The following is a 17,266-nucleotide window of genomic DNA, read 5'->3' as shown; positions in this document are numbered from 1 at the left end:
AGTGGCTCAGCGCTCCTCCCGGGATTTCTTGAGCAACCGGCCGATGGTGAACGAGGTTCTTGGTGCATAGACGTAGTTGGTCCGCTCCTCCGGCGTCGGGCGGGATCGCATGCGGGCCAGGCCGAACACGATCAGCACGATGTGGCCGATGGCGACAAAGCCAAACAGTGCTCCCGGTCCGAATTGCTGGATCAGTGTGGAGGAAATGAATGGTGAAGCAATCGCGCCCAATGCGTACCAGAACATCAGCGCTGCAGACAGTTCGACGCGTTGTTCTGTCGTTACAAAATCGTTGGCATGGGCGGAGGACAGAGAAAAGATCGGGAAGGTGGTCAGGCCAAAGAACCCGGCGGCCAGCATCACGCCCAACGTGCCCGCGCCGCTGGCGGCCATTGTCACCCCACAACTGATCACCGCAGCTGCGGACAGCCAGATCAGGACCCAGCGCCGATCATACTTATCCGCCAGCCAGCCCAACGGGTACTGCGCCAATGCGCCACCCAAGACGAATGAGGCGAGAAAGAAAGCGATCTGATCGACCGCCAAACCGACTTCCTGCCCGTAGACGGGGCCAACCATCCTGAACGAGGCGGAACTGAGCGCCGAAACGATAACGCCCGCAACAGCCAAAGGAGAGCTGTGCCAGGCCAGCTTGGGCCGCAGTCGAGGCGCATTCGGTGTTTTGGGTTGACTTGCCCGTGTGAGTGTCAGCGGCAGCAGGGAGGCACAACAGAGGATGGCCAGCAGATTATAGGAAACGTAGGATGCGGGCGGCAGAACGGCGATAATCAGCTGCGCGCACAAGGATGCCCCCATGTCGGCGATTCGGTAGGTGCCCATGGCGCGTCCGCGCGTTTCATTGGTGACCTTGGCGTTCAGCCAGGCCTCGATCACCGTATAACACCCGGCCACACAGGTTCCGGATGCAATCCGTAGGGCCGCCCAGATATACGGGTCTTCGGTCAGTGTGTGACCTATCAAGCCCATGGCACCTAAGGCGGTACAGACGGCAAAGGCGCGCGAATGACCGACGCTGCCCATGAGCCGCGGGGCCCACCAGCATCCGATAAAGAACCCCAGAAAATGCGCCGACCCCAGCAAACCAATCTGTTCGGTGGAGAAATTCAGGGTCAGGCCCGAAATCGCATCCAGCGGGCCGACACCGCCGGTCGACAGTTGCAGAAGAATGACAGAAAGAAACAGAGCGGCAAAAGAAATGATCGTGCGCATAACGACCACAGATTGACCAATCCTGCGGAAGATGCACGCATCTATTCGACCTTATCGAGTCGTTTTTTGCCTTTCGGTGGTCAGGTGACGCGCGCGATCTCGGCCCGAATATCCAACCCAACCGTGTCCGCGACCAGATCGGGATAACCCGAGGCCCCGAAATCATGTCGGTTCACCGCGCCGGTCAGGCGGATCGACAGGCGATCAAGATCGTCCGCTGCGGTTCCGGGGGGACGGTACAAGCTGGCCTGAAGTTCAACCGGACGGGTGATGCCGCGCACGGTCACATCCCCGGCGATGCGTGCACCCTCTGAAATCCGCCCGCCGGGGCCAAGCTGCACTTGGGTCGAGACAAAGCGAATGGTCGGATGATCGGCCGCGTTCAGAACACTCTGGCTGAGCATGGGCATCCGGGCAAACGGCAGCCGTGTCCGGGCCCGTGTCACATCCAGGCTGACATCCACCTGGCTGTTTTGCAGGCGCCGCGTGTCCACCTGAACCTCGGCAGATTGGATCGGCATCGACCCTTTCTGGGCGATCCCGGACAATCCGAAGGTAAAGCCGACACGTGTGCCTTCGGTGGACAAACGGTAAGGGCTCAGCGCGGATCGAGCAGGGCTGGCCAGTACAAGACAGGCGAGCCCAATCATCATCTCGCGTCGCGTCAGTCGGGTCATGCCAGTATCTCCTGTCTGCCCGGTCGGGAGCGTTTCAGCAACATTAAAACGATGGCGATGTTCAGCCCGTTCCACAGAATGCCGTTTACGAAGGCCAGTTGATAGTTGCCGGTCAGGTCATAAATCCATCCCGACATCCAGCCACCCAGTGCCATGCCAAGAATTGTCATCATCATGACAAAGCCAACCCGTGCGCCAGCCTCTTGCGGAGGCATATATTCGCGGACCACCAACGCATAGCTGGGCACGATCCCACCCTGCGCCAGCCCAAACAAAAGGCTGATGACGTAAAGCGACACCATCCCATCATACGGCAGAAACAGGAACAGCGCGATGCATTGCAAGATCGAGCCGATCAGCAGGGTATGCACCCCGCCCAGACGATCCGCCACGAGGCCGGAAATGATGCGGCTGACGACACCGCCCAACAGCATCAACGACAGCATCTCGGCCCCAACTGCGGGGCCATAGCCCAGGCCGACGCAATAGGACACGATGTGAACTTGCGGCATTGACATGGCGACACAGCAGCCGATCCCGGCCAGTCCGAGTATGTATTGGAGTGCGCGCGGCGAAATCCCGACGCTGCGCGCATTGATCTGTGCGGTGGCCGCGGCGGTGCTGTGGGCCTCGATCGGGACCTGCCGGCGCAGCAGCAGGGACAGGGGGATCACGACGGCCAGGGTGAGAACCGCCAACGTCAGATAGACCTGCTGCCACCCGTCCCGCGCCAGAATGCCCGACAGCATCGTGGGCCAGATCGCCCCGGAAAGGTAGTTGCCGCTGGCCACCAGCGCCACGGCGATCCCGCGCCGACGCATGAACCAGTGCGAGATATCGGCAATCAGGGGGCCAAAGCCAACCGATGTGCCCAATCCCAGCAACAGATGCGCCACGGACAGCAGCGCGATGTTTGGGGCCATTGTGGCCAGCACATAGCTTATGGCGCTCAGGACCGAGGCGCCGATCAGGGCCCTGGTCACACCCAGCCGGTCCACCAGCTGCCCCAGCCACATATTGCCCAGGGCAAATCCGATCATGGCCAGGGTGTAGGGCATCGAGGCTTCGGCCCGTCCGGCGCCGAATTCGGCCTCGACGGCGGGCATCACGACGATCACCGCCCACATACCCACATTCGCCACCGCCGCGATGGCGAGCGTGATCAGAAGGCGAAGCCAGGAGTAGCGGCTGTCATGGATCGGATGGCTCATGCGGTGACGCTAGGGCGCGGCTCGGGTTTTGACCAGTCACAAGTTGCGTGATCCGCCCGTGTTCACAAGGGGGTATCCTCGGTTTTGGCTCGCGTGAGTTGCAGGCCACTGCGCGCCGCGATTTGTGTGGCCTGCCATGTGACCGGGGGCAGGGCGCGTGCGCGCCGACGGGTCAGGGTCCAGCGCCGGATCTCGGCCTGATGGGCCGCGGCCATGTGCCAGCGGGTCTCAACTCCTTGTGCGCCGCCGTCCCCCGGCGTCAGCAATAACCCCAGCGGAGGCCGCCCCATTGTGCCACCCTGTTCGGCGGCGAGATGCATCCGGCGCACGGGCGTCAGGCCCGGTGCACCGGGCAGGTCGCCGATGATCAGCGGCACCGCCCCGCTGCGCAGGGCCTCTTCCATGCACCACAGCAGGTCCTCGGCACGGGTGGGGCGGACGAACAGGAACCGGGCAGGATCGGCAAAGGGCATCATGCCGTCCGGGTTCAGCTGGCCGGGTTCCCACGCGGGTGAGATCCACAGGACCGGCCCTTGTGCCTGACCGGCTAGCCACATGGCAAAGCTGCGCCGGGCCGGACCGCAGGCCTCGTGTACGCGACCCAGTTGCAGGGTGATCCCATCATGAAGTGACACCCCCGGCGCTGCGCGCGTGGGTTTTTGGCCAAGAAGCTGTGTAGACATGGCATCACGCTACCATGTTCTTACTTTGTTCTCAAGCGAGGAGCGCCCTTAGCGGGACAGAATCATCCGTCCATCGGCAAACTGGATGTTGGAAAAACGATGCAGGTAGTCCATGCCCAAAAGCGACCTGTCCAGATCGCCCTCATTGATCCAGGCGGAGACGCCGGTATCCCGGATCGGTCCCAAAGCGAGGCTGTCCAGTTGCACAGGCGCGGTGCGCACCACGCCATTTGCAGTGGCGGCCCGGCCCAGATAGTTCAACTGGTCCAGATCGATCCCAACGCGCTGGGCGTCGCGCGCGTTCAGCACAATCTGACTGGCACCGGTATCGACCAGAAAAGTGATCGGCTCGCCATTGACCAGCATCGGCAGATAATAATGCCCGTCAAATGCGCGCGGCACTTCGATTGTGTCGCCGGAGACAGCCATCTGGGGCGTTGTGCCAACGGTCGAGCGGATATCATCCCACAGACCCACCAGTGCGATGACCCCGATGAAAATGAACACCCACGCCATCACCTGCTGCACGGTTTTACCCAGCGATTGCCGGTTATGGGTGAAGAACCACATAAGCAGGGCCGCGCCCAGCAGAACCAGATAGGTCAAACGCCCGATTTCGTAACCATCCATACCGTCACCCGGAAAAAATCATTCCTACCCTGATATGGGGGGTCATGATGCAAAACCAAAGGCCTTTAGACCGTCGAGAATGAACTGAACGGACAAGGCCGCCAGCAGCATGCCCAACAGCCGCGTCAGCACATTCAACCCGGTTTTTCCCAGCAACCGCGCCACCGCTCCGGATGACAGGTACATTCCAAACACCATCGCCACGACAATGAGCATGACGCCAATGACCACAGCCAACCCCTGAATGCCGGGGTGTTGACCCACTAACAGGATCATGGTCGCGATCGCGCCCGGTCCTGCGATGAGGGGTATGCCCAGCGGGAATACCGAGGGGTCCGGGTGCTCTTCTTCTTCGGCGGCATTTTCGCGCCGTTTGGTGCGACGCTCAAACAGCATGTCCAGAGCGGTCAGGAACAGAAGAACGCCGCCCGCGACACGGAACGCCTCCATCGAGATTCCGACGAACCCCAAAACCGCTTCACCGAATGCCGCGAACACCGCCAGAATACCACCGGCTGTCAGACAGGCCCGGACCGCAATTGCCCGCCGCGCCTGCCAATCCATGTTTTGCGTCAGCGCCACAAAGATCGGTGTTTGCGCAGGGGGATCGATAACCACAAAAAGCGTTGTGAAGGCAGTAATCAGAAAAGCGGCATCAATCATGCGGCATTCTCGGCGTTTTCGAGACGTTCCGCCGCGGCCACCCACAGTGCCTCGGCTTTTTGCATCGCCTCGACCACTTCGGCGAATTTACGGTTCCACGTCTCCAGGTCGTTGATCCGATCATCGTCATAGAGGGCAGGGTCCGCCAACTTGGCGGAAAGCTTCTTGTGCATGTCGGTCAGTTTCTCAATCCGGTCTTCGCATTTCCGAAGATCGGCACGCAGCGCCAGAACAGTGTCGCGTGACGGTCGTTTGGGTTTGGTGGCCGGAGGTTTTTCCCGGGCGGGTTTCTCGCGCGCCTGGAGCAAGGAACGATAGGCCTCCAGATCGTCCTCAAACGGTTTGACTGTTCCGTCCGAGACCAGCCAAAGACGGTCGGCCACCAGCCCCAGCAAATGCATGTCGTGACTGACCAGAATGACGGCCCCGGAATAGGCGGTCAGCGCCTCGACCAGCGCCTCGCGGCTTTCGATATCCAGATGGTTGGTGGGTTCGTCCAAAATCAGCATATGCGGCGCATCGATCGTGGCAATTAGCAGTGACAGGCGGGCCTTTTGCCCCCCTGACAACCGACCAACCTTGGTTTCCGCCTGATTCGCATTCAGCCCGAACCCGGCCAGCCGCGCGCGCCACTTGCCTGGCCCTTCTTCCGGACGCAGGCGGCGCAGGTGATCCAGCGGTGTTTCGTCGACATACAATTCATCTACCTGATGCTGCGCGAAATACCCGACACGCAATTTACTGCTGCGCGTCATTTTGCCTGCCATCAGGGGCAGGCGGTCGGACAGCAGTTTGGACAGGGTGGATTTGCCCTGGCCGTTCTTGCCCAGCAGGGCGATGCGGTCGTCCTGATCAATCCGCAGGCTCAGACGGCGCAGTACCTCGATATCGCCATAGCCTGTCACACCGCCTTCCAGCTGAATGATCGGCGGCGACAATTCTTCGGGTTCCGGAAAGGAAAAGGCGCGCAAAGCGGCTTCTTGCGGGGTCGAAATCAGCTGAATCCGTTCGATCATCTTCAGGCGCGACTGGGCTTGAACGGCCTTTGAGGCTTTGTACCTGAACCGGTCGACGAAACTTTGCAGGTGCGCGATGCGGGCTTTGGCCTTGGCGTTCTCGGACTCGGCCTGCGCCAGTCGCTCTGCTCGCCGCTCCGCGAACTTGTCATAGGGCACCGCATAGTAGGTCAGCTTGCGGTCTTCGAGATGCAGAATCGATCCGACGGCACGGTTCAGCAAACCGCGATCATGGCTGATGATGATCACGGTGTGGGGATATCTGGCGAGATAGCTTTCCAGCCACAATGCGCCTTCAAGATCGAGATAGTTGGTCGGTTCGTCGAGCAGCAGCAGGTCGGGTTGCGAAAACAGCACCGCCGCAAGTGCGACGCGCATTCGCCAACCGCCAGAGAAATCAGAGCACGGGCGCAACTGGTCTTCGTCGTCGAACCCCAGACCCTTGAGGATCGACGCTGCCCGGGCCTCGGCCGACCAGGCGTCGATATCGGCTAGACGCGTTTGTATCTCGGCAATTCGGTTTGGATCGGTGGCACCGTCGGCCTCGGCCATCAGGGCATCGCGTTCGGTGTCCGCCGCCAGAACCGTGTTGATCAGCGAGACGTCGGACGCCGGTGCCTCTTGCGCGACACCCCCAATCCGCGCCCGCCGCGGTATCGAAATGTTGCCCGATTCCAGCGCCAATTCGCCCCGGATCAGGCGGAACAGCGTGGTTTTACCGGTCCCGTTTCGCCCGACAAGCCCGACCTTGTGCCCGTCCGGAATGGTTGCACTGGCCCCATCGAACAAGGGACGGCCTTCCACGGCATATGTTATGTTTTCGATCCGCAGCATGGGGCGCTCTTAGCAGAGCCTGAATGGCGCCGCCAGAGGTCGGCATGTTCAAGACTTGGGCGATGTGCTAGCGCTGTGCCGGTTGGCTTTTTTGACACCGGTATTCCTCATGCGCGCGGCTCATTCGCCCCCATCTCTGGTCACCCTTATCTTTGCAACGGCCCTGTCGGTGCTGTCGCTGAACATGTTCCTGCCGTCACTCGCACGCATGGGCGAGGATTTTCAGGTCGATTATGCGCTGGTGAACCTGTCCGTGGCCGGATACCTGGCGGTATCTGCTGTCCTCCAGCTGATTATGGGGCCTCTGTCCGACCGGTTTGGACGCAGGCCCATCCTGTTGATCTGTATGGCAATTTTCGCCGCCGCCTCCATCGGTTGCGTGTTGGCCGAGTCGATCTGGTTGTTTCTTGGGTTCCGCCTTTTGCAAGCCGCTGTTGTCGCCGGTCCCGTTCTGTCCAGTGCGTCAATCAGGGACATGTACCCGCCGAATGAGGCGGCCAGCAAACTCGGCTATGTTGCGATGGCCATGGCACTGGCTCCGATGCTAGGGCCGATGTTGGGTGGCGCATTGGATTCCCTGTTCGGATGGCGGGCCGGGTTTGTCCTGTATTCGATACTCGGGGCCGGGATGCTGGCCCTGTTGTGGGCGGATATGGGCGAGACCAATACGGATCGAAGCGCGACGTTTTCGGCACAGTTGCGTGAGTATCCACATCTGTTCCGGGCGCGCCGGTTCTGGGGTTATGCCCTGTGTGCGGCGTTTTCTATCGGCGGGTTTTTCAGTTTCATAACCGGAGCGCCCCTGGTCGCCGCAGTCTGGTTCGACCTCAGCCCGGCGATGCTGGGTCTGGGCATCGGGATCATCACAGGGGGGGTTATGGCGGGCAATTTCATCACCGGGCGGATCGCCGCGCACACCCGGTTAACGACAATGATCTTGATCGGCCGGATTGTCGCGTCGGCCGGGCCGTTCTTAGGGCTTTTGATGTTCCCGGCTGATTTGGGTTCGGTCTGGGTGTTCTTTGGATCAGCGATCTGGGTCGGTTTTGGAAACGGGCTGACAAATGCCAATGCCTCCGCCGGTGTTATGTCCGTGCGTCCCAAATTGGCGGGCAGCGCGGCCGGTCTGTCCGGGGCCATGATCGTTGCGCTGGGTGCTGTTCTGACGTCGATGACAGGCGCGTTGGTCACCCCGGAAAACGGCCCTTATCTGGTTCTGGGTATGATGTGCGCCAGCAGTTTCGCTGGGTTGCTGGCGGTGTTGTATGTTCGCCGGATCGACCGCATCGATCCGTTGCCGGACGCTGTCTGATCAGCAAACCGCAAAACCGCTCATCATTCCACTTTTCATGGATCACATACCATGTTAGGCGGCGCGCGATGGATTTCGGCGCGGCCCCTTCGCGCTGTCACTTAAGGAGAGGCCGACATGGCACTGGAACGCACATTCTCGATCATCAAACCCGATGCAACCCGCCGTAACCTGACCGGCAAGATCAACGCCAAGTTCGAAGAGGCTGGTCTGCGCATCGTCGCGCAAAAGCGCATCCACATGACCAAAGCGCAAGCGGGCAAGTTTTATGATGTACATGCCGAGCGTCCGTTTTATGACGAACTGTGCGAATTCATGTCCTCGGCCCCGGTTGTTGTTCAGGTTCTCGAAGGCGAAGGCGCCATCGCAAAGAACCGCGAAGTCATGGGGGCAACCAACCCGGCAGACGCAGCCCCCGGCACCATCCGCGCTGAATTCGCTGAATCGGTTGGTGAAAACTCGGTTCACGGTTCGGATGCTCCGGAAACTGCCGCGGTCGAGATCGCCTATTTTTTCTCGGGTATCGAGCTGGTCGGCTGAACCGCTGCCAGTCTTGGAAGATCCCGCCGCATCCGACATCGGATGCGGCTTTTTTGTTTGGGTCAGGTCGGTTTTAGATCGTTTGGTCCCACACGGACGCCAATAGCATCGAGATCCGAGATCATCTGGGTTTCCGGCGCCTTGGAGACACCCGCCTTTAACGCATCGAACCTCTGGCGCAGCGCCTTTTTTTCATCGCCTTTGCAGTCATTCCACGGGCGGCCCTGCAGCCCCATGACCAGAACATAATAGCCTATGAAATGCGCCCGGGTGCCGGCCTGCAGCAGTTTGGCATAGGCCGCGTCTGCCCCCAGATCGCGCAGGTCCTGCGCTGAGTGTATTCCAGCGCGGGCGCAGGCCTGTTCGAAAGCCGGACCAAGATTTCGGATCGACGATACAGGATCGGACATGGCTCTGTCATATCCGTACCTGCGACAACTGTCACTTGTGTATCCTTCAGCATCAGTGAAGTTCTGCTTGCGCAGACAGGAGAACTGCGATTGCATGCTCTTATGCTGTTGCGGTCGTGCGAATGTTCATAAGTTGGGATGCTAACGAACAGCACAGCAGTCGCAGAAAATACCAAGTTCCGAAAACCGGATGATAAATCCCAGAAGAGTAGACGAAAATCTGGGCCATCAAGAGCAAGAATCTGTGTTCTGGAGGCTGGCCTCGCGGATGGTTGATTGCCTGTTGGCACCTTGAAAGGTTGGTTATGACATCGCAGACTGACGGCTTTTTTGTTCTTGAAGGCGTGTTCGATCATGTTGCTTTTGCGCGCGCAATTGAGCCGATGGGTCTTCAAATCAAGACGTCAACCACGCCCAAACCATTCGTGTTTTTGGACTGTCACGATCAGTCTCTGAGAGCGTCAGAAAAACTGCTGATTGAAACAGGTGGCACGCTGAATTTGCTGCAAGGTGACGGCCAACTCCGGGTGCAAAAGACCAAAGGCATTGGCTGGTTTCCCCGAGACCTGCCGGACGGGCCGGTGCGCGACGGATTGGCCGGTTTTCCGAAACTGCGTGCGCTGATGGCCATAGGGTCTGGCGATGTTTCAACTCAGAGCCTTACCGTCCTGGACGATCTTCAGAAAACGCAGGTGCGGGGCACCATATTGTCGATGTCATCGGCGAGCGGGACTGTGGCGCTGGTGCGTGTCCAGCAATTGCGGGGATACGACCGTGCCTTTGAGACGGTTTGCACCGCGCTGAAGAGAATGGCGCTGCCGGATGGCGGGGTCGCCGCGGTGTTCCAGGGCCTTTTCCCCAACATGAAATCGTATCAGGCCAAGCCGGACATTAAACTGGGTAAGACCGAGCCGTCGATACAGGTGGCAACAGATATCATCCGAACCTATCTGGGGGTCGCGCGGCAGAATGAAGACGGCATTCTCGCGGATACAGACACGGAGTTCCTGCACGACTACCGCGTTTCTCTGCGACGTGTCCGTTCGGTCCTGAGCCTGTTCAAAGGGGTATTTGCCGCAGAGCAAACCGCCGAATTCAAACAGGTGTTTTCCGGTCTTATGGAACCGACCGGGCGGCTTCGGGATCTGGACGTTTATCTTTTAGAAAAAGATATGTATTTCAATCTTGTGCCGCCCAATCTTCATCCTGGGCTCCATTCCATGTTTGAGCGCTTCGAAAAAGAGCGCGCGCAGGAGTTGACCCGTCTGTCGCGCAGACTTCGCAGTTCTGCTTACAACACATCCATGACGGAGCTTGCAGCGGTATTTGAGTCCCCGGATGCGATACACGCGGGGCCAAACGGAAACCGGGGGGCCTATGAATATGCCGGCGCGCTGATCTGGAAACGCTATCGCAAGGTCTGCAAGCTGGCGCGCAGCATTTCTGAGGACACCGAGGACGAAACCGTTCACGACCTGCGCATCGACTGTAAGAAACTGCGCTATCTGATGGAGTTCTTTGCGCCGCTCTTTGACGCCAAATCCTTTAAGACGATCATCAAGCCATTGAAAAAGCTGCAGGATAACCTCGGCCTGTTCAATGATTACTCGGTCCAACAAGAGGCTTTGCTGAGCTTTGTATCGCAGCACAGCAACGCGCAGGGACGTGTCGATGCCCGCATTGGGATGGCCGCAGGCGGGCTGATCGCTGTTCTGGACCAACGGCAACGGGCCGAGCGGGATCGCGTGATCGCCAATTTCCAGCAATTCGACGGGCCGGACATCCGCCACCTGTTTCGCAGCTTGTTTCACCGCACGGGGGAGTGAGGAATGAAAATCATTGCCTGTTACAGCAACAAGGGCGGTGTCGGCAAAACCGCTACCTCCGTCAACTTGGCCTATGCGTATGCGCAGGCAGGCAAACATGTCCTCTTGTGTGACCTGGACCCGCAGGGGGCATCGGGATTTTACATGCGGGTCAAGCCGTCTAAGAAACTGACCGAGGCGCGGTTCTTCGAAGACGTCAAACGGTTTACCAACGCCATACGCGCCAGTGATTTCGAAGGTCTGGACGTGTTGCCGGCAAACCTGACCTTCCGCGACTTCGATGTGTTCCTGTCCCGGATGCGCAACAAACGATCGCGCCTGAAAAAGGCTCTGATTGCGGCTGGCAGTGACTATGACGTGATCATTCTGGATTGCCCTCCGAACTTTTCGACGCTGTCCGAAAACATCTTTAAGGCCGCGGACGAAATCGTGGTTCCAGTAATCCCAACGACCCTCTCTGAACGTACCTTCGAACAGTTGGTGCGTTTTTTTGACGAGCACAAACTGCGCAAGAAAAAGCTGAAGGCGTTCTTTTCCATGGTTCAGCGGCGCAAGTCCCTGCATCTGGAGACGATGGCGACGATGCGCAAATCCTATCGCAAGCGGTTTCTGAAAACTGTGGTGCCGTTTGCATCTGACATCGAAAAAATGGGCCAAAACCGCGCGCCGGTCAGCATCTATGCCGGTCGGAGTGCGGCCGGTGCGGCCTATCAGGCGCTGTATGACGAACTGGAACACAAAGTGGCTTCGAACACATGAGCGAGGAAATCGAGCGCAAATTTCTGGTTGCGGACATGCCCGATTTGAGTACCGCGCAAAAGGCTATCGTGCGACAGGGCTATCTGACCGCACCGGACGATTCGACCGAACTGCGGCTGCGGCAGAAAAACGAACGCTACTATCTGACCCTCAAAGGTGGCAGCGGATTGGTTCGTGTGGAACGAGAGGCGGAAGTCAGTGCCGCGCAGTTCGAGACCTTTTGGCCGGAAACAGAAGGGCGCCGCGTTGAAAAAGAACGCTATACCGGTCAGTTGCCGGATGGGCGTGTTTTTGAACTGGATGTGTTTCTCGGCAATCTGGCGTCCTTACGCCTTGTTGAGGTCGAGTTCACATCAGAGGCAGAGGCAATAAACTTTGCTCCGCCCACCTGGTTCGGGTCGGATGTGACGGACGATAAACGGTATAAAAACAAGACGATGGCGACTGCGGGACTTCCGGCTTAGGGACGTCGCGCCAGCATTATGGTTGTCTCGAGGCCAGGGTCGCAATTGCGCGCGACAAATCTGCCGCCATGCATGCGTGAGATGGCAGCAACCAATGCGAGGCCCAGCCCGGCGTTTTTCTCGGTTCGGGCCGGATCAAGTGTGACAAACGGCATTTGCAGGCGCGGCAGTTCCTCGTTCGGCACACCGGGACCGCGGTCGCGGACACTCAGGCAGGTATAGGGACCGTTATCGGAAATCGAGACCGTGATGGTCGTATCCTGCGGCGCATAGCGCATGGCATTTTCCAGCAGGTTGGAGAGCGCTTGTGACAAAAGCGGGCGATGGCACGGTATGGCTTCGGCCTGTCCGGAAATCTCAAGCTGGATCCCCTGATCCATGGCAACAGGCTCATACAACTCAACAACATCGCTGACCAATTGCCGCAAATCCATGGGTTCGAACTGTTCGCGTCCCAGTCCGGCCTCGGCACGGGAAATCTCGGTCAGTTGACCCAACACGTACAGAACGTGATCGATTTCCCCGGTGGCGCGGGCAATGTCCACTTCGCGGTCCAGATCATTTTTGCCCGGATCGGACAGGGCCTCGACCCGTTGACGCAGTCGGGATAGCGGTGAACGCAGATCATGCGCGATCGAATTTGACGTGGTGCGCAGGTTGCGGATCAACTCCTCGATCTTGTCGAGCATGTTGTTCAGCGTGCCAGCCACCTGATCGAACTCATCGCCCGTCCCGCGCAGGGGCATGCGGCGGGACAAATCGCCCGAGACGATGTTTTCCGCTGTGCTGGCAATATCCGACAGGCGCGAAAAGACCAGCCTGGTAAACAGCCAGCCGGTTACCATGCTTAGCGCCAGCGCGATCCCAAGCGCCAGCCCAACAGACCGCAGCAGGACGCGATCAAACTGCTCTCTGGCGACAGCATCACGCCCGACCAACAGGCGTTCGCCGCCAGGCAGACGTACTGATGCGGCGGAGACCGGGACAAGCTGGTCGTTGTCGGCTCGGCGCAGCTCCAGATCGACCCATCCGCTACCAGCCGAGACGTTTTCCGGCCAATGTTTCAGGTTCCCGACGAGATTGGTGCCGAAACGATCGGTGAGCAGATACAAAGCGTCGCGCTCGGACGCGCTTGGCAGACGCCGTTCAATCGCGGCCATCAAACCGATCAGGCCCCGTCGTTCGTATTCGTCTGCCAATCCGGTCAGTTCCGCCGAAACAACGGATCGAGTCTCGGCCTCTATGCTGCGGTTGGCGGTGACATAAACCAGCGCCAGCACGGTTGCCGTCAGAAACGTACTCAGAACCATGCCGGCGACGACAAGTCTGGTTCTGGAATTGTTGATGGAAAGTCGAAGGTTATCCATCAGATATCATGTAACCGGCGCCCCGAACGGTTTCAATCAACGGCTCACCGCCGCCTTCGTCCAGTTGGCGCCGCAGCTTTGAGATATGCACGTCGACCACGTTTGTATTCGGGTCAAAGTGGTAATCCCAAACCCCTTCCAGCAGCATCGTCCGTGACACAACACGGTTCTTGCGCCGCAGGAAGTATTCCAGAATCTGAAACTCGCGCGGTGTCAGCGTGATCTCGTGCCCGTCACGGGTGACCTTGCGGGTCAGCAGGTCCATCTCAAGATCCTTGCAGGTCAGCGTTGGGGTTTCCTCGGCCTCCTGCGGGCGCCGCAGCAGCGCCTCGATCCGCGCGTGCAGTTCCTGAAAGGAAAACGGTTTGACAAGATAGTCGTCCGCACCCGAGTGCAGTCCCTTGACGCGTTCGTCAACGGCGCTCATCGCGGTCAGCATCAGAACCGGGGTCTTCAAGCCCGCCGCCCGCATCGATTTGATCAGGGACAATCCGTCCAGCCCGGGCAGCATGCGGTCCAGAACGACCGCGTCAAACCCGCCATCGGTTGCGTGAAACAGACCTTCGCGGCCATCCGCGGCAACCTCGACGACATATCCTTCCTCGCTAAACCCTTTGGCGATAAAGTCCCGGGTGTCATCGTCATCTTCGACAATAAGAAGGCGTCGGCTCATGATCGGGGTTCCTTTCTATTGGTATTTAAACATAATTTTTGCTGGAAGCACATGTTTTGGATAATTCGCCTGCCGGGTGCGACTTGCGCACCCGGCAGTCCCGGCAGATTGTGGACAATTTTAATCCGCCAGGGATGCATGCGCCATTTTTCCCCATCAAGTGGCGCATACCGGTGTTTGATCAGGCGACTTCAACCGCCACAAAGATCTGGCTTCCGTCGCGATTGATCAGCACCAGAGCTGGATCGGTCTTTTCGCTGTCCAAGGCCGCCTTCAGCGCATCTGGCGTAAAGGTATCCTGATTGCTCAGCTTGACGATAACGTCGCCCCGCTGAAGACCGGCGTCTGCAGCAGGTCCATCGGGTTTCAGATCTGTCACGACCACACCCTCTACGCTTTCATCCACGCCCATTTCGGCGCGCGCCGTATCGGTCAGGGGGGCAACAGTCACACCCAAAGAGGTGCCGGTGGCAGTCCCATCCACGAGGGTATCAACCTCGGCCGCCGCAGTCTGATACTGCCCGATCTTGAGTTCCAACTGCTCTTCCGCGCCATCGCGCAGAACGGTCAGAACGCTGTTGGTACCGACTTTGGTGGTGCCGACAAGGATTGGCAGATCGCTGCTGGAATCGACGGCTTCGTTATTAAACGACAGAATCACGTCACCTTGTTGCAAAACGCCATCTGCCGGGCTGCCATCCACAACATCGGACACCAGCGCGCCGGTGGATGCGTCAATTCCCAAGGCCGCCGCGAGTTCCGGGCTGACATTCTGGATCGATACGCCCAGCCAACCACGGCTCACCGCGCCATCGTCTCTCAGATCGGCTGCGATATGCTCGACGATGTTCGACGTGACGGCGAATCCAAGCCCGACCGATCCGCCGCTGGGTGAATAGATGACCGAGTTCACCCCAACCACTTCGCCATCCATGTTGAACAGCGGGCCGCCTGAATTGCCTTTGTTGATGGCGGCATCCGTCTGGATGAATTCAGCATAAGGCCCCTGAGCGATGTTGCGGCCTTTGGCCGATACGATACCAGTGGTCACGGTAGAGCTGAGCCCAAAGGGGTTGCCGATTGCTACAACGTCCTCACCCACGCGAATGATATCGCTATCGCCCAGTTCAACGGCTTGAAGCGCGCCTTCGGCGTCGATTTTCAGCACGGCAATGTCGGTCAGCGGGTCGGTGCCGATCACCTCTGCCTCATAGGTGCGATCATCGTTCAGACGAACGGTGACTGTCGATGCGTTGTCGACGACATGATGATTGGTGACGATGTAACCCGCCTCATCCAGAACGAACCCAGATCCCAAGCCTTGGGCCGGTCTGCGGTCGGGCATGTTGAACCCTTCAGGTCCACCAAATCGTTTAAAGAACTCCTCAAACGGATGTCCTTCGAAATCAAAGTCCTGGTCTCGGGCCGGCACCGGCGTTGCGGTTTGTTCTGCGATGATGGTCACGACCGAGGGCGAAACGCTCTCGACAAGATCGGCCACAGCTTCATCTGCCAACGAGGGCAGGGCGGTTGTTGCCAGCATGGCGGCACCTAGTGCGCTGACGCCGACCCAGCCGGATGTACGTGGTAAAAGAAGCGAGGATTTTCGGATGCTCATTATGGTCTCCTGTTTGTATCGCGCGATTGCGGCCGCGCGTTACGAACAGAAGTGCCGTTCTAACCTGTGTGTTTCCTGACTGATCCATTAAGAAATCTTAATTTCGCCACAAAGGAGCGGTTTCATATCCGCGTATTCGTTGGGGGGATTCGCTGATTACGCACCGATTCCGCTGTGCGAATCGGAGGATTGTTGCCGAATCGCGTGTCAAACTTTCAAAATCATTGAATTAAATCAGATTCGTTAACAAACGAAGGTCTCGGATCATTGAGATTTATCCGATCTTCTTTTGGTTGTGAGCGAGTCCCGGAAGCCTGCCAAAGCCATCCATAACGCCTTGTCAAAATGGTCGCATAGTCAATTAGATTTGTGCTTAATGGCCAGCATACTGATTTCAAGAAGTTATCCACTCATCTTAAGGTAGATTCGCGATTGGCGGGATGTTGCGCAAAAACCATTCTGATACGTCCAAAATTAACCGTTTCTTCCAATTTTACGTTGTTTCGAAGGATCGGATCGGTGAGGATGATTTTGCCCAAGTGAGGGGGAGCCAACGGCACTAGGGGGTGCCAGCGGCTAACTCAGTCATCATAAGCGCTAGCGGCATGTTAACGAGGGGGTCTTGTTTAGGTTTGGCGGCGGAATAACCATGGTGCCTTAAGGTAGTCTGGTTGCGCTCTTGAGATTGGTGAAAGTGGTAGTCCTAAGTTGGGCAACCGGCCCGGTCGATTTCGACCGGGCCGTCTTAGTTTTGTGAGGACCGGATTGCATGCCACTGAGCCCAATCTTCCGGTGTGTCTAGATCCAACAGCGCGTTAGTCCCTGGAAGGCAGTGCAAGTGAACTTGGTTCTGATGCGCGCGCACGACGCTTTGCGCACCGGCATCACCCTCTAACTGCGACAATTCGCTGAACAGGTGCCGGTCAAAGAGGACGGGGTGCCCGGGTTTGCCTTGCTGCGTCGCCCCGCGCCAGATCAGATGGTCGGGATGGGTCACTCGGGACCGCAACACGCCGGTCAGGTCCGTGGTTGTCATATCCGGTAAGTCAGCCAACAACACCATCACCGCCGGAGCACCCTCGGGAATCCAGGCCAGTGCGCCACGCAGGCTGGCATTCATGCCTTCGGCCGGATTCGAAATAGGAACCGTAAGGACATCGAGCCCGTCTAATGCCGCGTATCTCGGATGCGGCGGGGTAGGCAGCGCCACAATAACGGGCCCTGCCGCGTGCGCTGCCAGGGCCGAGCGCCGCAAGAGCGGCACGCCGTCAATCTCCTGCATCAGCTTATCAGGCCCCCGCATCCGGCGGGATTCCCCGGCAGCGAGCAATATGATCGGTATCTCGGTCATTC

At 58.7% G+C, this 17,266-nt stretch carries 17 protein-coding genes; 5 read left to right on the top strand and 12 right to left on the bottom strand.

Annotated features, from left to right (window positions below):
* Positions 1–6 precede the first annotated feature (6 nt).
* The 7 genes from ACR3ES_RS15015 to ACR3ES_RS14985 form a co-directional block, all read right to left on the bottom strand.
* A complete protein-coding gene (locus ACR3ES_RS15015; protein WP_170430060.1) occupies positions 7–1,230 on the bottom strand; it encodes an MFS transporter in 1,224 nt (407 codons plus the stop codon).
* A gap of 80 nt (positions 1,231–1,310) precedes the next feature.
* The gene (locus ACR3ES_RS15010) at positions 1,311–1,907 is read right to left on the bottom strand and encodes a YceI family protein (protein ID WP_170430063.1); all 597 of its coding nucleotides are present in this window, start codon (positions 1,905–1,907) and stop codon (positions 1,311–1,313) included.
* The gene (locus ACR3ES_RS15005) at positions 1,904–3,118 is read right to left on the bottom strand and encodes an MFS transporter (protein WP_170430065.1); all 1,215 of its coding nucleotides are present in this window, start codon (positions 3,116–3,118) and stop codon (positions 1,904–1,906) included. Before ACR3ES_RS15005 ends, ACR3ES_RS15010 begins: the two co-directional genes overlap by 4 nt.
* Positions 3,119–3,180: 62 nt before the next feature.
* Positions 3,181–3,801, bottom strand: coding sequence for a hypothetical protein (locus ACR3ES_RS15000; RefSeq protein ID WP_170430067.1), 621 nt, complete (start codon positions 3,799–3,801; stop codon positions 3,181–3,183).
* Between the two features lie 48 nt (positions 3,802–3,849).
* Positions 3,850–4,431, bottom strand: coding sequence for a TIGR02281 family clan AA aspartic protease (locus tag ACR3ES_RS14995; protein ID WP_170430070.1), 582 nt, complete (start codon positions 4,429–4,431; stop codon positions 3,850–3,852).
* A 42-nt stretch (positions 4,432–4,473) separates the two neighbouring features.
* The gene (locus ACR3ES_RS14990) at positions 4,474–5,094 is read right to left on the bottom strand and encodes a MarC family protein (RefSeq protein WP_170430071.1); all 621 of its coding nucleotides are present in this window, start codon (positions 5,092–5,094) and stop codon (positions 4,474–4,476) included.
* Positions 5,091–6,944: an ABC-F family ATP-binding cassette domain-containing protein gene (locus tag ACR3ES_RS14985; protein ID WP_170430073.1), complete on the bottom strand. Its 1,854-nt coding sequence runs from the start codon at positions 6,942–6,944 to the stop codon at positions 5,091–5,093. Before ACR3ES_RS14985 ends, ACR3ES_RS14990 begins: the two co-directional genes overlap by 4 nt.
* 109 nt (positions 6,945–7,053) lie before the next feature.
* Here ACR3ES_RS14985 and ACR3ES_RS14980 point away from each other — a divergent pair, with 109 nt between their 5' ends.
* The gene (locus ACR3ES_RS14980) at positions 7,054–8,256 is read left to right on the top strand and encodes a multidrug effflux MFS transporter (protein WP_480423800.1); all 1,203 of its coding nucleotides are present in this window, start codon (positions 7,054–7,056) and stop codon (positions 8,254–8,256) included.
* A gap of 117 nt (positions 8,257–8,373) precedes the next feature.
* Entirely contained in the window at positions 8,374–8,796 is a 423-nt protein-coding gene (gene ndk / locus ACR3ES_RS14975; RefSeq protein WP_008757405.1) for a nucleoside-diphosphate kinase, read from the top strand.
* A 62-nt stretch (positions 8,797–8,858) separates the two neighbouring features.
* On the opposite strand, the gene ACR3ES_RS14970 is transcribed toward ndk, so the two are convergent.
* Positions 8,859–9,206 carry a TfoX/Sxy family protein gene (locus ACR3ES_RS14970; RefSeq protein WP_170430077.1) on the bottom strand — a complete coding sequence of 116 codons (348 nt, stop codon included), beginning with the start codon at positions 9,204–9,206 and terminating at the stop codon, positions 8,859–8,861.
* 305 nt (positions 9,207–9,511) lie between these two features.
* Here ACR3ES_RS14970 and ACR3ES_RS14965 point away from each other — a divergent pair, with 305 nt between their 5' ends.
* Genes ACR3ES_RS14965 through ACR3ES_RS14955 form a run of 3 tightly spaced genes read left to right on the top strand, consistent with a single transcriptional unit; the run spans position 9,512 to position 12,255 of the window.
* The gene (locus ACR3ES_RS14965) at positions 9,512–11,032 is read left to right on the top strand and encodes a CHAD domain-containing protein (protein ID WP_170430079.1); all 1,521 of its coding nucleotides are present in this window, start codon (positions 9,512–9,514) and stop codon (positions 11,030–11,032) included.
* 3 nt (positions 11,033–11,035) lie between these two features.
* Positions 11,036–11,791 carry an AAA family ATPase gene (locus tag ACR3ES_RS14960; RefSeq protein ID WP_170430081.1) on the top strand — a complete coding sequence of 252 codons (756 nt, stop codon included), beginning with the start codon at positions 11,036–11,038 and terminating at the stop codon, positions 11,789–11,791.
* A complete protein-coding gene (locus ACR3ES_RS14955) occupies positions 11,788–12,255 on the top strand; it encodes a CYTH domain-containing protein (RefSeq protein WP_170430083.1) in 468 nt (155 codons plus the stop codon). The genes ACR3ES_RS14960 and ACR3ES_RS14955 overlap by 4 nt, the downstream gene beginning before the upstream one ends.
* Here the strand turns inward: ACR3ES_RS14955 and ACR3ES_RS14950 are convergent.
* From ACR3ES_RS14950 to ACR3ES_RS14935, 4 genes are all read right to left on the bottom strand, one after another.
* Complete coding sequence (locus tag ACR3ES_RS14950) at positions 12,252–13,565, bottom strand: sensor histidine kinase (protein WP_480634727.1); 1,314 nt, start codon at positions 13,563–13,565, stop codon at positions 12,252–12,254. The two genes, ACR3ES_RS14955 and ACR3ES_RS14950, sit on opposite strands and share 4 nt — an antisense overlap.
* Before the next feature lie 49 nt (positions 13,566–13,614).
* Positions 13,615–14,295 (bottom strand): response regulator transcription factor, encoded by a 681-nt coding sequence (locus tag ACR3ES_RS14945; RefSeq protein ID WP_170430087.1) that lies wholly within the window; start codon positions 14,293–14,295, stop codon positions 13,615–13,617.
* 181 nt (positions 14,296–14,476) lie between these two features.
* Positions 14,477–15,913 carry a Do family serine endopeptidase gene (locus tag ACR3ES_RS14940; protein WP_170430089.1) on the bottom strand — a complete coding sequence of 479 codons (1,437 nt, stop codon included), beginning with the start codon at positions 15,911–15,913 and terminating at the stop codon, positions 14,477–14,479.
* A gap of 745 nt (positions 15,914–16,658) precedes the next feature.
* Positions 16,659–17,264 carry a nucleotidyltransferase family protein gene (locus ACR3ES_RS14935; protein WP_170430091.1) on the bottom strand — a complete coding sequence of 202 codons (606 nt, stop codon included), beginning with the start codon at positions 17,262–17,264 and terminating at the stop codon, positions 16,659–16,661.
* Positions 17,265–17,266 lie beyond the last annotated feature (2 nt).

Source organism: Ruegeria sp. B1 (assembly GCF_056535885.1).
The sequence above is the reverse complement of the archived record's forward strand: the minus strand, read 5'-3'. Positions and strand labels throughout refer to the sequence as shown.

What these genes read in the sequence shown, in the direction of transcription:
- ACR3ES_RS14985 (WP_170430073.1), bottom strand. Translation starts at nt 6,944, where the DNA reads ATGCTGCGGATCGAAAACATAACATATGCCGTGGAAGGCCGTCCCTTG.
- ACR3ES_RS14995 (WP_170430070.1), bottom strand. Translation starts at nt 4,431, where the DNA reads ATGGATGGTTACGAAATCGGGCGTTTGACCTATCTGGTTCTGCTGGGC.
- ACR3ES_RS15015 (WP_170430060.1), bottom strand. Translation starts at nt 1,230, where the DNA reads ATGCGCACGATCATTTCTTTTGCCGCTCTGTTTCTTTCTGTCATTCTT.
- ACR3ES_RS15005 (WP_170430065.1), bottom strand. Translation starts at nt 3,118, where the DNA reads ATGAGCCATCCGATCCATGACAGCCGCTACTCCTGGCTTCGCCTTCTG.
- ACR3ES_RS15010 (WP_170430063.1), bottom strand. Translation starts at nt 1,907, where the DNA reads ATGACCCGACTGACGCGACGCGAGATGATGATTGGGCTCGCCTGTCTT.
- ACR3ES_RS14955 (WP_170430083.1), top strand. Translation starts at nt 11,788, where the DNA reads ATGAGCGAGGAAATCGAGCGCAAATTTCTGGTTGCGGACATGCCCGAT.
- ACR3ES_RS14980 (WP_480423800.1), top strand. Translation starts at nt 7,054, where the DNA reads ATGCGCGCGGCTCATTCGCCCCCATCTCTGGTCACCCTTATCTTTGCA.
- ACR3ES_RS14965 (WP_170430079.1), top strand. Translation starts at nt 9,512, where the DNA reads ATGACATCGCAGACTGACGGCTTTTTTGTTCTTGAAGGCGTGTTCGAT.
- ACR3ES_RS14945 (WP_170430087.1), bottom strand. Translation starts at nt 14,295, where the DNA reads ATGAGCCGACGCCTTCTTATTGTCGAAGATGACGATGACACCCGGGAC.
- ACR3ES_RS14940 (WP_170430089.1), bottom strand. Translation starts at nt 15,913, where the DNA reads ATGAGCATCCGAAAATCCTCGCTTCTTTTACCACGTACATCCGGCTGG.
- ndk (WP_008757405.1), top strand. Translation starts at nt 8,374, where the DNA reads ATGGCACTGGAACGCACATTCTCGATCATCAAACCCGATGCAACCCGC.
- ACR3ES_RS14970 (WP_170430077.1), bottom strand. Translation starts at nt 9,206, where the DNA reads ATGTCCGATCCTGTATCGTCGATCCGAAATCTTGGTCCGGCTTTCGAA.
- ACR3ES_RS14990 (WP_170430071.1), bottom strand. Translation starts at nt 5,094, where the DNA reads ATGATTGATGCCGCTTTTCTGATTACTGCCTTCACAACGCTTTTTGTG.
- ACR3ES_RS15000 (WP_170430067.1), bottom strand. Translation starts at nt 3,801, where the DNA reads ATGTCTACACAGCTTCTTGGCCAAAAACCCACGCGCGCAGCGCCGGGG.
- ACR3ES_RS14960 (WP_170430081.1), top strand. Translation starts at nt 11,036, where the DNA reads ATGAAAATCATTGCCTGTTACAGCAACAAGGGCGGTGTCGGCAAAACC.
- ACR3ES_RS14950 (WP_480634727.1), bottom strand. Translation starts at nt 13,565, where the DNA reads ATGGTTCTGAGTACGTTTCTGACGGCAACCGTGCTGGCGCTGGTTTAT.
- ACR3ES_RS14935 (WP_170430091.1), bottom strand. Translation starts at nt 17,264, where the DNA reads ATGACCGAGATACCGATCATATTGCTCGCTGCCGGGGAATCCCGCCGG.